This window comes from Streptomyces sp. 4N509B (assembly GCF_052245655.1).
GTDB lineage: Bacteria > Actinomycetota > Actinomycetes > Streptomycetales > Streptomycetaceae > Streptomyces.
The window spans coordinates 84,916-98,237 of sequence record NZ_JBQQBZ010000012.1 but is presented as its reverse complement, the minus strand read 5'-3'; the positions used below and the strand labels follow the sequence as shown (position 1 = coordinate 98,237).

Genomic DNA, 13,322 nt, shown 5'->3' with positions numbered 1-13,322 from the left:
GGCGCGTCAGCCCTTCGCGACGTCGACGAGCGGCGGCGCCACCTGGTCCTGTCGCGGGAGCAGGGTGCCGTCCGCGATCTCGGCGGCGTAGTGGCACGCCACCTTGTGGCCGCCGCCGACGTCGGTGAGCGCGGGCCGCTCGGTGGCGCAGCGCTCGGGCTGCCGCCACGGGCAGCGGGTGTGGAAGCGGCAGCCGGGCGGCGGGCTCGCCGGCGACGGCAGGTCGCCGGTGAGCAGGATCCGCTCCCGCGTCGCCTCCACCTCCGGGTCGGGCACGGGCACGGCCGACATCAGCGCCCGCGTGTACGGGTGGCGCGGCTCCTCGTAGAGCGCGTCGCTGGCGGCCTCCTCGACGAGGTTGCCGAGGTACATCACGCCGATGCGGTCGGATATGTGCCGGACCACCGCCAGGTCGTGGGCGATGACGAGATACGTCAGGCCCATCGACTCCTGGAGCTCCTCCAGCAGGTTGATGACCTGCGCCTGGATGGAGACGTCGAGGGCCGAGACCGGCTCGTCGCAGATGATCAGGTCGGGGTCGAGGACCAGCGCGCGGGCGATGCCGATGCGTTGCCGCTGCCCGCCGGAGAACTCGTGCGGGTACCGCGAGAGGGCGGAGGCGGGCAGGCCGACCCGGTCGAGGATCTCGACGATGCGGGCGCGGCGCGCGGCGCGGTCGGCGCCGATGCCGTGGGCGGCCATGCCCTCGGACAGGATCGACTCGATGTTCTGGCGCGGGTTGAGGCTGCCGAGCGGGTCCTGGAAGACCATCTGGAGGCGCCTGCGGGAGCGCCGCATCTCCTCGTCGCCCAGTTGGGCCAGGTCGGTGCCGTCGAAGACGACGCTGCCGCTGGTGATGTCCGTGAGGCGCAGGACGGCGCGGCCCAGGGTCGTCTTGCCGCAGCCCGACTCGCCGACCAGGCCGTAGGTCTCGCCGGCGGTCACGGAGAGGGAGACGCCGTCGACGGCGTAGACGTGGCCGACCGTGCGGTCGAAGAGGACGCCCCGCTTGACGGGGAAGTGCACCTTCACCTCGTCGAGTTCGAGCAGGCTCATGCGCGTGTCTCCGTCTCTTCTTCCTGTGCCTCGGCGCTGGAGCCGTTGCCGGAGCCGGAGCCGTTGCCGGCCGCCTCCGACGCCGGTTCCTCGGCCGTGTCCGTGTCCGCGTCCGCGTCCACCTCCGACACCGCCTCCGACACCGCCTCCGTGTCCGCCTCCGTGGCGGCGTCCCCGTCCTCGCCCCCGGGCAGCACCGGGTTGACGCACCGGACGTGGTGGGCCTCCCCCAGCTGCGGCAGGGTCCGCAGCGCGGGCGGCCCCTCCAGGCAGGCCAGCGTGTAGAAGTCGCAGCGGGGCGCGAAGGCACAGCCGTCGTCCCAGGCGATGGTGTCGTTGATGGAGCCGCGCACCGGCGTCAGCGGCTCGCCGCGCGGGGCGTCCAGCCGGGGAATCGAGCCCAGCAGCCCGTGGGCGTACGGGTGCGCGGGCGTGGCGAAGAGCGGTCGACGCTCGGCCGACTCCACGACCTTCCCGGCGTAGAGCACGTTCACCGTGTCGCACAGGCCGGCCACCACACCCAGGTCGTGGGTGATCATCAGCAGCGCGGTGCCCTGCTCGTCGACGAGTTCCCGCAGCAGTTCGAGGATCTGCGCCTGGATGGTGACGTCCAGCGCCGTCGTCGGCTCGTCGGCGATGAGCAGGCGGGGCGCGCAGGCCACCGCCATGGCGATGAGGGCGCGCTGGCGCATGCCGCCGGAGAGCTGGTGCGGGTACTCCTTCAGCCGCCTGGTCGGGTCGGGGATGCCGACCCGGTCCAGCAGCGCCGCGGCCTCCCTGCGGGCCGCCGCGCCGCGCAGGCCGCGGTGGCGGCTGAGCGTCTCGGTGACCTGCACGCCGATGGGGACCACCGGGTTGAGGGAGGAGAGCGGGTCCTGGAAGATCATCGCCAGCTGGGAGCCGCGCAGGTCGCGCAGGGCGGAGCGGGAGAGGGACAGCAGGTCGGTGCCGTCGAAGTCGGCGCGACCGCCGATCCGGACGCCCTTGCCGGGCAGCAGCCCCATGAGCGCCAGCGAGGTGACGCTCTTGCCGCAGCCGGACTCGCCGACCAGGCCGGTGACCTTCCCCGCGTCGATGGAGAAGGAGACCCCCGAGACGGCGTGGAAGTCGCGGCCGTCCCCGCGACCGGTGAACGTGACGGACAGGTCGTCCACGGAAAGCAGTGACATGTCAGCGGCTCCGCAGTTTCGGGTCGAGCGCTTCCCGCATGGCCTCGCCCAGCAGGGTGAAGCCGAGGGCGGTGATGATGATTCCCAGCGCGGGATAGACGGCCAGCATCGGCGCCTGGCTGAAGTCCTCCTGCGCCTTCGCCAGCATGACGCCCCACTCGGGCTGCGAGGCGTCCGGGTTGCCGAGTCCCAGGTAGGACAGGGCGGCGGCCTCGATGATGGCGGTGGCCAGCACGAGGGTGGCCTGGACGATGATGGGCCCGAGGGAGTTGGGCAGCACGTGGCCCAGCACGATGCGCCGCCGCCGCACGCCGACGGAGCGGGCGGCGAGCACATAGTCGGCGTTGGCCTGGGCGAGCATGGAGCCGCGCAGCAGCCGGGCGAAGATCGGGATCTGCACCACGCCCACCGCGATCATGACGGTGGTCAGGCTCTGCCCCATGACGGCCGCGATGCTGACGGCCAGCAGCAGGGAGGGCATCGCCAGGGTGATGTCGATGAAACGCATCAGCACGGTGTCGATCCGCTGCCCGACGCGGCCGCCGAAGGCGAGCGCGGCGCCGGACAGGCCGCCGATGAGGACGCCGACGGCGAAGCCGAGCAGCGTCGCGACGATGCCGACCAGCAGCGTCTGCCGGGCGCCGACGAGCATCCGGGAGAGCTCGTCGCGGCCGAGGTGGTCAAGACCCAGCCAGTTGTCCGAGCGGGGCCCGACGAAGATGCCGCGGTTGCTGAAGACCTCGCCGCGCCACGTCTGGGCGGTCGGGTCGTAGGGCGCGACCAGCGGACCGACGAGCGCCACCAGCAGGAACACGGCGATGATGACGGCGCCGACCAGGGCCATCTTGCTGGCGCGCAGGCGCCGCAGCGTCTCCACCCACAGGCTGCCGCCGGCGGCGGTCTCGCGGCGCGCCGTGAGCTCGGCGAGCCGGTCGATCCTGGTGGACTTCTTCTCCACGGTGATGGCCATCAGTGCACCCGCACTCTCGGGTCGATGAGGCTGTAGGCGATGTCGACCAGCAGGTTGATCACCACGTAGGTCAGCGCGATGAAGAGGATGAAGCCCATCAGCACGGGGTAGTCGCGTTCGTCGATGGCGGTTCGGATGAACTGGCCGATGCCGCCGAACTCGAAGACGGACTCGGTCAGCACGGCGCCCGACAGCAGGCTGCCGGTGAGCAGGCCGATCGTGGTGATGACCGGCAGCAGCGCGTTGCGCAGGACGTGCCGGGTGCGCACCACGTTCCTGGCCAGGCCCTTGGACTCGGCGGTGCGCACGTAGTCCTCGCCCAGCACGTCCAGCACGCTGGCCCTCGTCATGCGGACGACGACCGCCAGCGGGATGGAGGCGAGCGCGACGGCGGGCAGGATCAGGTGTTGCAACGCGTCCCACGAGGCGTCCCACTCGCGGGTGAGGAGGCCGTCGAGGACGTAGAAGCCGGTCACCTCCGTGGCGTCCAGCCCCGTGGTCTGGCGGCCGAAGCTGGGGAGCCAGCCGAGTTCGACGGCGAAGACCTGCTTGAGGAGGAAGGCGAGGAAGAAGACGGGGATGCAGATGCCGACGAGGGAGCCGGAGACCGCGGTGAGGTCCAGCCAGCCACCGCGACGGCGGGCGGCGAAGTATCCCAGCGGGATGCCGACGACGACGGCGATGAGCATGGCCGTCAGGCCGAGCTCCACCGTGGCGGGGTACCGGAGCGTGAACTCCTCCCAGACGGGTCTTCCGGTCTGGGACGAGGTGCCGAGGTCGAGCTGGACCAGCTCGCCCACGTAGGTGACGTACTGCTGCCACAGCGGGTCGTTGAGGCCGAGGGCCTCCTCGATGCGCCGCCGGTCCGCCTCGGTGGCGTGTTCGCCGAGCATGGCGGCGACGGGACCGCCTGGTAGCTGGTGCACCCAGATGAAGAGCAGCACCGACAGGCCGACCAGCGTGGGGATCAGCTGGAGAAGCCTGCGGACGATGAGACGCACCACGGTTGGTTGTCGCCCCCTTCTCGGTTCGTGTCAGCCGACCGCCCGGCCACGGGGTGCCGTGGCCGGGCGGTCAGTGGTGGACTGCGCCGTGCCGTGGGTCGAGCGGTCAGGCGCTCACTTGAACGAGGCCTCGGCGAAGTTCTCCTGGGTCAGCGGGGAGACGTTCGGCGGGTTGACGTTGTCGGCGAAGGCGATGGAGGGGGGCGAGCTGGAGAGCGGCACGCCCGGCAGGAAGTCCATCACCGTCTCGTTGATCTGCTGGTACAGGCCCACGCGGGTCTCGAGGTCCGGCTCGGTGGAGGCCTCGGCCATCAGGTCGAAGAGCTCCTGGTTACGGAAGCCCCACTGCGGGTCGTAGTCGGCGAACCAGGTGCCGATGAAGTTGTAGGCGTCGTTGAAGTCGCCCGTCCAGCCGAGCATGTACATGTCGCAGCCGCCGGTCTCGACGGTGTCGAGGTAGGTCGGGTTCCAGACCATGGGGTTGGGCTCGACGGTGATGCCGGCCGCCTCCAGGTCGGAGCGCATCAGCTCGTACATGTCCTCGGGCGCCGGCATGTAGGGCCGGGTGACCTCGGTCGGGTAGCAGAACTCCAGCGTCAGGTTCTCCTCGCCGGCCTCGGAGAGCAGCCTGCGCGCCTCGTCAGTGTCGTAGGCGTAGGTGGTGACGTCCTCGGAGAAGCCCTCGACGGTGTCGGGGATGAACTGGCTGGCGACGACGCCGCCCTCGGGCAGCTGGGTGTCGACGAGGGTCTGCCGGTCCAGGGCGTGGGCGACGGCCTGACGGACCTGGATGTCCTCCAGGGCCGGGTTCGCCTCCTGGTTGAAGCCGACGTAGAGGATGTTGAAGACGTCACGGGTCGGAACCTGGAAGCCCTCGTCGAGCAGGGTCTGCACGTCGCCGGGGGCCACGAGGTCGTAGCCGTGGATGTTGCCCGCCTGGAGGGCCTGGCGCCGGGCGCCCTCCTCCGAGATGGTGCGGAAGACCAGCTCGTCGAGGCCGGCCGGCTCGCCCCAGTAGTCCTCGAAGCGCTCCAGGGTGACCTCGCCGTTGCCCTTGTTCCACTCGGTGATGCGGAACGGGCCGGTGCCGGCGACCGTGCCGGCCTCCTGGCTGTAGTCCGGGTAGTTCAGGTTCTCGCCCTCGCCGCTGGCCTGCTGCTCCGCGTAGGCGTCGATGGCCTTGGGCGAGTGGATCGCCATGGCCTGGAGGGAGAAGCCGCCGGGGAGGTTCGCGGAGGGCTCCTTCACCTCGATGACGGCGGTGAGCTCGTCGGGGGCGGTGCAGCCGACGTAGTTGGACTCCGGCGTGTCCTCACTCTCGTTCTCGGCGAATCCACCGAAGACCGACTGCCAGTAATACGTCAGGGCCGGATTCTGGTACGTGCCGGTGTAGTTGTACCAGTGGTCGTAGTTCTTGCAGACCGCTTCACCGGTCAGTTTCTCACCGTCGTGGAAAGTGACGCCGTCCCGCAGGTGGAATGTCCACTCGGTGCCCGCTTCGTTACTCTCCCAGGTCTCGGCGAGGCCGCCGACCAGCTCGGAGCCTCCGGACTCGTGCTCCAGCAGCGCCTCGAACGCCTGACGGGTGACCCGGAAGGTCTCACCGTCGCTGGCCAGCGCGGGGTCGAGCGACGCGGGGTCGCCCGGGGCGCCGAAGACGAAGGCTTCGGAGTCGCCGGACGAACCATCGTCGTCACGCTCACTCTCCGCGCAACCGGTGACGATCGCACCGATCGCGAGGGCGGCCACAATGGTCCGCACGACTTTGGGTCTGGCTATGCGCATCGTCCACCTCAGGGTGTCAGCGACGGTTTGGCGTTTCGGTGGGGGAACATTACTGCGCGCGTAGATAGCTGTGAACCGCAGGCTGAACGGCGATACCGACCTGAGACTCACGGAATATGTAGTGGTGTTGTGAAGTTCTCCCATAGTCGCACCAAACGGACAATGGGTAATCTATTCATCCACACATGACGTTTCCCGCGATTCCGCGCCGATACTCCCCGCACGGCAACCTCCTGGTCCCCCGGTGGCAACACGCCGGTGACAAGTCCCCCCACGAGGCAAGGAGGGTCGCGTGCGACCCCTGCACCCCACACGAGAGCCCGGCCGCCGGCGACGACTGCTGGCCGCGGGACTCGTCGGCGTCCTGTGCGCCGGCGGGCTGTCCGCGCTGGCGTACGCCGGCGAGGAGGAGGCCGGCGCACGGTCCGGCGACCGGGCGGCGGCCCCGTCCGACGTCGCCCCGGCGACGAGCGGCCCGTACCAGATGGACGACCTCGACCGCGGCCTGGTGAGCGTCGGCTCACCGGACGGGAACCTGGTGAGCTGGCGGCTGCTGGCGACCGACCCGGACGACGTCGCCTTCCACGTCTACCGCGACGGCACCCGGATCACCGAGCGTCCGATGACCGGCCGCACCAACCTCCTGGACGCCGACGCCCCCGCCGACGCCACCTACACGGTCAGCGCCGTGGTGGACGGCGTCGAGACCATGGCCGCCGAGCAGTCCCTGGCGCTGCCGACCGCCAGCACCGACATCCCCCTCGACCGCCCCGGCGGGAACTACCAGGCGAACGACGCCTCCGTCGGCGACGTCAACGGCGACGGCGAGCTCGACATCGTCCTGAAGTGGAACCCCGACGACGCCAAGGACAACTCGCAGTCCGGGGTCACGAGCAACGTCTACGTCGACGCCTACACCCTGGGCGGCGAGCGGCTGTGGCGCGTCGACCTCGGCCGCAACATCCGCGCCGGGGCCCACTACACGCAGTTCCAGGTCTTCGACTACGACGGCGACGGCTCCGCCGAGGTCGTCATGAAGACCGCCGACGGCACCGTGGACGGCGAGGGCACCGTCATCGGCGACGCCGACGCCGACCACCGCAACTCCGGCGGCTACGTCCTGTCCGGCCCCGAGTTCCTCACCGTCTTCGACGGCGAGACCGGCGCCGCGATCGACACCGTCGACTACGTCCCGGGCCGCGGCAACGTCGCCGACTGGGGCGACGACTACGGCAACCGCGTCGACCGCTTCCTGGCCGGCACCGCCTACCTCGACGGCCAGCGCCCCTCGATCATCATGGCCCGCGGCTACTACACCCGCTCCGTCATCGCCGCCTGGGACTTCGACGGCAGCAGCCTGAGCCAGCGCTGGGTCTTCGACAGCGACGAGGCGGGCGGGCAGTACGCCGGCCAGGGCTCCCACAGCCTGTCCGTCGGCGACGTCGACGAGGACGGCCGCGACGAGATCGTCTACGGCTCCATGGCCGTCGACGACGACGGCTCGCCGCTGTGGACCACCGGCACGGGCCACGGCGACGCCCAGCACCTCGGCGACTTCGACCCCAGCGACCCGGGCCTGGAGTACTTCAAGGTCTCGGAGTCCGCGAGCCAGCCCAGCTCCCTGTTCATCGACCCGGCCAACGGGGACGTGCTGTGGGAGACGGCCTCGGGCTCGGACAACGGCCGCGGCGTCGGCGGCGACATCTGGGCGGACAACCCGGGCGGCGAGTACTGGTCCAACGCGGACGGCAGCCTGCGCGACGGGGAGGGCGAGGCGATCGGCCGCAAGCCCGGCAGCGCCAACTTCCTCGTCTGGTGGGACGGCGACACCACCCGCGAACTGCTGGACGACACCCACATCGACAAGTACGGCCCCGACGGCGACACCCGGCTGCTGACCGGCGAGGGCGTGGTGTCGGGCAACGGCACCAAGGCCACCCCCGCGGTCTCGGCCGACATCCTGGGCGACTGGCGCGAGGAGGTCGTGTGGGCCGCCTCCGACAGCAGCGCGCTGCGGATCCACGCCACGGACGAGCCGACCGACGTCGCGATCCCCGCGCTGATGCAGGACCGGCAGTACCGCACGAGCGTGGCCTGGCAGAACACCGCCTACAACCAGCCGCCCCACCCGGGCTTCTCCATCGGCGCCGAGATGGCCGAGGTCACGCCGTCGATGCTGGGCGGCGTCCCGGCCGGCCGCTGACCCCACCCACCACACCACGCACACGCGTCAGTCACACGCACCGCACCGAAACCGCCGGTTCCCGGGCGCAACCTTCCCGCGGCCGGCGGCGACCCACAGACGCAAGTACCCCCACATTTGAGGAGCATCACGTGCGATCCCACCATCGCGGCGGACCACGGCGACGTGGCCGCGTGCTCGCCGCCGCGTTCGCCGGCGTCCTGGTGGCCGGCGGCGTCACGACGTTCGCCACCGCCTCCGAGGACCAGACCGACGGCCAGACCACCGCCCAGGAGGTGGTCGAGGAGACCATCGAGGTCACCGAGGACTTCGACGGCGGCGGCGCCACCTTCGTCCCGGGCGACGGCCTCGGCGGCGGCGACCAGGACGAGGACCAGCTCCCGGTCTTCGAGGTGAGCAACGGCGCCACGCTCAGCAACGTCGTCATCGGCGCGCCGGGCGCGGACGGCGTCCACTGCCAGGGCAGCTGCACCCTCCAGAACGTCGTCTGGGAGGACGTCGGCGAGGACGCGGCGACCTTCCGGGGCGACGCGAGCTCGCAGTACACCGTCTCCGGCGGCAGCGCCGCGAACGCCGACGACAAGGTCTTCCAGTTCAACGGCTCGGGCACCCTCACGATCCGGGACTTCGAGGCCGAGGACTTCGGCACCTTCGTCCGCTCCTGCGGCAACTGCTCGTCGATGTCGGACCGGCACATCGTGCTGGACGGCGTCACGCTGAGGGCCCCGGGCAACACGGTCGCCGGCATCAACGAGAACTACGGCGACACGGCGCGCTTCAGCAACATCACGATCGTGGGCGACGACGACATGACCGTCTGCCAGCGGTACATCGGCAACGACGAGGGCGACGAGCCGGAGGAGTCCGGCGAGGGGCCCGACGGCACCCACTGCCTCTACAGCGAGTCGGACATCAGCTACCAGTAGCCGACTCGGGGAGGCGAACGGGCCACTCCGGCGCGCTCGCCTCCCTCTCCCTCTCCTTCCTCCCTCCCTCGGGCCGGCCCCCGCACCCCTCCGCGGTGCGGGGGCCGGCCCTCGTCCGTCACCGGTCGCCCACCGCGCCGCCGTCGACCCGGGCGCCCCGCCCACCCGGGTGAACGCGCTCCGTCGCCCTCACGGATCAAACGCGCCCTATCACTTCAAATAAGGCGAAACAGATAAAAAGGACCGACGCAAGGAGAACGCAGCCACCCACTCACTCCAGGTGATCACCACATGATCGGTCGCATCCCCGTCCTCGACGTCCAGCCACGCATCGACTGCGGCCGCCGGCCGGTCAAGGCGGTACCCGGCGAAACGCTTCTGGTCAGCGCCACCGTCTTCCGCGAGGGCGCCGAGGCCGTCGGAGCCAACGTCGTGCTGCGCGATCCGGCCGGCCGCGGCGGCGCCTGGCTGCCGATGCGCGAACTCGCGCCCGGCAGCGACCGCTGGGGCGCGGAGATCACCCCCGACAGCGAGGGCCGCTGGAGCTTCTCCGTCGAGGCGTGGGGCGACCCGCTGACCACCTGGCGGGAGCACGCCCACGTCAAGATCGCCGCCCCGCCCCGCGGCGCGACGGCGACCGACCGGGCCGACGCCGAGCTGACCCTCGCCGAGGGCGCGGAGCTGCTGACGCGCGCCGCCCGCGACATCCCCAAGAGCGAGGGCCGCACCACCGTCCTGGCCGCCGCCGACATCCTGCGCGACGCGGCGCTGCCCCCGCGCGCCCGGCTGGCCGCCGCCCTCACCCCGCAGGTCGTCGCGGTGCTGACCCGCCATCCGGTGCGCGAGCCGCTGAGCTCCTCCCGCCCGCTGCCGCTGCTGGTCGAACGCGAACGCGCCCTGGTCGGCGCCTGGTACGAGATGTTCCCCCGCTCCGAGGGCGCGAGCACGCGGCCGGGCCAAGCCCCCGTCTCCGGCACCCTGCGCACCGCCGCCGCCCGGCTGCCCGCCATCGCCGCCATGGGGTTCGACGTGGTCTACCTGCCGCCGATCCACCCCATCGGCACCTCCTTCCGCAAGGGCAGGGGCGGCGCCCTGGAGGCCGGCCCGCACGACGTCGGCTGCCCGTGGGCCATCGGCTCCCCCGCCGGCGGACACGACGCCGTCCACCCCGACCTCGGCACCCTGGAGGACTTCGACGCCTTCGTCGCCGCCGCCGCCTCCCGTGGCCTGGAGGTGGCGCTGGACTTCGCACTCCAGTGCAGCCCGGACCACCCCTGGGTGAAGGAGCACCCGGAGTGGTTCCGCCGCCGGGTGGACGGCTCCATCGCCTATGCCGAGAACCCGCCGAAGAAGTACCAGGACATCTATCCGATCTCCTTCGAACAGGACTTCCGGGGTCTGGTGACGGAGACCCTCAGGCTGCTGCGCTTCTGGATGGCACGGGGTGTCCGCATCTTCCGTGTCGACAATCCCCACACCAAGCCGGTGGTCTTCTGGGAGAAGGTCATCGCCGAGATCAACCGCACCGACCCGGACGTGGTGTTCCTCGCGGAGGCTTTCACGCGCCCCGCGATGATGCACGCCCTCGCCCGGATCGGATTCCAGCAGTCCTACACCTACTTCACCTGGCGGACCACCAAGTCCGAGCTCACGGAATACCTCACCGAGCTGAGCGGACCAGCGGCCGCATATATGCGCCCGAACCTGTTCGTCAACACTCCGGATATCCTCCACGCCTATCTCCAGGAGGGGGGCCGTCCGGCATTCGAGACCCGGGCCGTACTCGCGTCGACGCTCTCCCCGAGCTGGGGAATGTACGCAGGCTACGAGCTGTGCGAGGCCACGCCGGCCGAGCCGGGCAGCGAGGAGTACGCCGATTCCGAGAAGTACCAGCTCCGACCCCGGGACTGGGCCGCCGCCGAGCGCACCGGCCGCACCATCGCCCCGCTCATCACCCGCCTCAACGAGCTGCGCCGCCGCCACCCCGCCCTTCGCCAGCTGCGCAACCTGCGCTTTCACCGCACCAACAACGAGCACATCCTGGCGTACTCCAAGCGTATGAGGACACCTCACGCCGACTGCGTTCTGATCGTGGTCAACCTCGATCCTTCACGCACCCAGGAAGCCACCGTGTCGTTGAATATGGCGGAACTTGAAGGGTGCGGACTGTCTGCCTCTCAGGAAGCCGGCGCCGAGCCCTTCCCGGTGCGCGACGAGCTCACCGGAGAAACCTACTACTGGGGCAGGGACAACTATGTGCGGCTTGAGCCGGGCCTTGCGGGAAGGCTCGCCTCCTCGGCGCACATTCTTTCTCTGCGACCCGAGACCGGAGGGTCACCCAACGATGAGCGTCAATGAGCCGGTCCCCGACAGGTTCGAGGACACGCCAGCCCGTGAGCGCGACCCGGAGTGGTTCAAACGCGCCGTCTTCTACGAGGTCCTCGTCCGTTCCTTCATGGACAGCAACGGGGACGGAACCGGGGATCTGAAAGGGCTCACCAGCAAGCTCGACTATCTGCAGTGGCTCGGGGTCGACTGCCTGTGGCTGCCGCCGTTCTTCAAGTCCCCCCTGCGCGACGGCGGCTACGACGTCTCCGACTACACGGACGTCATGCCCGACGTCGGCAACCTCGCGGACTTCGTGGAGTTCGTCGACGCCGCCCACCAGCGCGGCATGCGGGTCATCATCGACTTCGTCATGAACCACACCAGCGACCAGCACCGGTGGTTCAGGGAGTCCCGCAGCGACCCCGAAGGGCCCTACGGCGACTACTACGTCTGGGCCGACGACGACAAGAGCTACGCCGACGCCCGGATCATCTTCGTCGACACCGAGACGTCGAACTGGACCTTCGACCCCGTGCGGCGCCAGTACTACTTCCACCGCTTCTTCTCCCACCAGCCGGACCTCAACTACGACAACCCCGCCGTCCAGGAGGAGATCCTCTCGGCGCTGCGGTTCTGGCTGGACCTCGGCATCGACGGCTTCCGCCTCGACGCCGTCCCGTACCTCTTCGCCGAGGAGGGCACCAACTGCGAAAACCTTCCTGCGACGCACGCCTTCCTCAGGCGGGTGCGCGCGGAGATCGACGCCCACTACCCCGACACCGTGCTGCTGGCCGAGGCCAACCAGTGGCCGGAGGACGTCGTCGACTACTTCGGCAGCTTCGCGGCCGGCGGGGACGAGTGCCACATGGCGTTCCACTTCCCCGTCATGCCCCGCATCTTCATGGCGGTGCGGCGCGAGTCGCGCTACCCGGTCTCGGAGATCCTCGCCAAGACCCCGCAGATCCCCTCGGGCTGCCAGTGGGGCGTCTTCCTGCGCAACCACGACGAGCTGACCCTGGAGATGGTCACCGACGAGGAGCGCGACTACATGTACGCGGAGTACGCCAAGGATCCCCGGATGCGCGCCAACATCGGCATCCGGCGACGCCTGGCCCCGCTGCTGGACAACGACCGCAACCAGATCGAGCTCTTCACGGCCCTGCTGCTGTCGCTGCCCGGCTCGCCGATCCTCTACTACGGCGACGAGATCGGCATGGGGGACAACATCTGGCTCGGCGACCGCGACGCGGTGCGCACCCCCATGCAGTGGACGCCCGACCGCAACGCCGGCTTCTCCACCTCCGACCCGGGCCGGCTCTTCCTTCCGACGATCATGGACCCCATCTACGGGTACCAGGTCACCAACGTCGAGGCGTCGATGAGCTCGCCGGCCTCGCTGCTGCACTGGACACGCCGGATGATCGAGATCCGCAGGCAGAACCCCGCCTTCGGCCTCGGCTCCTACGCGGAGCTGCCGTCCTCCAACCCGGCCGTCCTCGCCTTCCTCCGGGAACACGGCGACGACCTGGTGATGTGCGTCAACAACTTCTCCCGCTTCTCCCAGCCCACCGAGCTGGACCTCAGGCCCTTCGCGGGGCGCGTCCCGGTCGAGCTGCTCGGCGGCGTCCGCTTCCCGCCGGTCGGCGAGCCGCCGTACCTGCTGACGCTCGCGGGCCACGGCTTCTACTGGTTCCGGCTGCGCCGGGTTCCCGAGGCGTAGGCGAGGGCCGCCGGCGCAGCCGGCGCCGGCACCGGCGCGCGCGCCGGACGGCCTGGTGACAGGCCCACCCCCTGCCTCGGGGAGGGCCTGTCCCGACCGCGGCGCAACGCTGCCCAAAGCCCTCCGTTTGTGTGACGGGTCTCACCCTCACGGTTGTTCCT

At 70.4% G+C, this 13,322-nt stretch carries 9 protein-coding genes; 4 read left to right on the top strand and 5 right to left on the bottom strand.

Annotated features, from left to right (window positions below):
- Nucleotides 1-6 precede the first annotated feature (6 nt).
- The 5 genes from ACTWP5_RS14190 to ACTWP5_RS14170 all read right to left on the bottom strand — a co-directional run bounded on the left by ACTWP5_RS14190 (nucleotide 7) and on the right by ACTWP5_RS14170 (nucleotide 5,984).
- Nucleotides 7-1,056, bottom strand: coding sequence for an ABC transporter ATP-binding protein (locus ACTWP5_RS14190; RefSeq protein ID WP_443221269.1), 1,050 nt, complete (start codon nucleotides 1,054-1,056; stop codon nucleotides 7-9).
- On the bottom strand, nucleotides 1,053-2,225 hold the full coding sequence (locus ACTWP5_RS14185; protein ID WP_443221268.1) for an ABC transporter ATP-binding protein: 1,173 nt from the start codon (nucleotides 2,223-2,225) through the stop codon (nucleotides 1,053-1,055). The genes ACTWP5_RS14190 and ACTWP5_RS14185 overlap by 4 nt, the downstream gene beginning before the upstream one ends.
- Nucleotide 2,226: 1 nt before the next feature.
- On the bottom strand, nucleotides 2,227-3,195 hold the full coding sequence (locus ACTWP5_RS14180) for an ABC transporter permease (protein ID WP_443221267.1): 969 nt from the start codon (nucleotides 3,193-3,195) through the stop codon (nucleotides 2,227-2,229).
- Nucleotides 3,195-4,199 carry an ABC transporter permease gene (locus ACTWP5_RS14175; RefSeq protein WP_443221266.1) on the bottom strand — a complete coding sequence of 335 codons (1,005 nt, stop codon included), beginning with the start codon at nucleotides 4,197-4,199 and terminating at the stop codon, nucleotides 3,195-3,197. The genes ACTWP5_RS14180 and ACTWP5_RS14175 overlap by 1 nt, the downstream gene beginning before the upstream one ends.
- Nucleotides 4,200-4,313: 114 nt before the next feature.
- The gene (locus ACTWP5_RS14170; protein ID WP_443221265.1) at nucleotides 4,314-5,984 is read right to left on the bottom strand and encodes an ABC transporter substrate-binding protein; all 1,671 of its coding nucleotides are present in this window, start codon (nucleotides 5,982-5,984) and stop codon (nucleotides 4,314-4,316) included.
- A gap of 292 nt (nucleotides 5,985-6,276) precedes the next feature.
- Between ACTWP5_RS14170 and ACTWP5_RS14165 the strand changes: the two genes are divergently transcribed.
- From ACTWP5_RS14165 to treS, 4 genes are all read left to right on the top strand, one after another.
- The gene (locus tag ACTWP5_RS14165) at nucleotides 6,277-8,187 is read left to right on the top strand and encodes a rhamnogalacturonan lyase (protein ID WP_443221264.1); all 1,911 of its coding nucleotides are present in this window, start codon (nucleotides 6,277-6,279) and stop codon (nucleotides 8,185-8,187) included.
- Between the two features lie 131 nt (nucleotides 8,188-8,318).
- Nucleotides 8,319-9,113, top strand: coding sequence for a pectate lyase (locus ACTWP5_RS14160; protein ID WP_443221263.1), 795 nt, complete (start codon nucleotides 8,319-8,321; stop codon nucleotides 9,111-9,113).
- A gap of 291 nt (nucleotides 9,114-9,404) precedes the next feature.
- A complete protein-coding gene (locus ACTWP5_RS14155; RefSeq protein WP_443221262.1) occupies nucleotides 9,405-11,471 on the top strand; it encodes an alpha-1,4-glucan--maltose-1-phosphate maltosyltransferase in 2,067 nt (688 codons plus the stop codon).
- The gene (gene treS, locus ACTWP5_RS14150) at nucleotides 11,458-13,161 is read left to right on the top strand and encodes a maltose alpha-D-glucosyltransferase (protein ID WP_443221261.1); all 1,704 of its coding nucleotides are present in this window, start codon (nucleotides 11,458-11,460) and stop codon (nucleotides 13,159-13,161) included. Before ACTWP5_RS14155 ends, treS begins: the two co-directional genes overlap by 14 nt.
- Nucleotides 13,162-13,322: the final 161 nt, after the last annotated feature.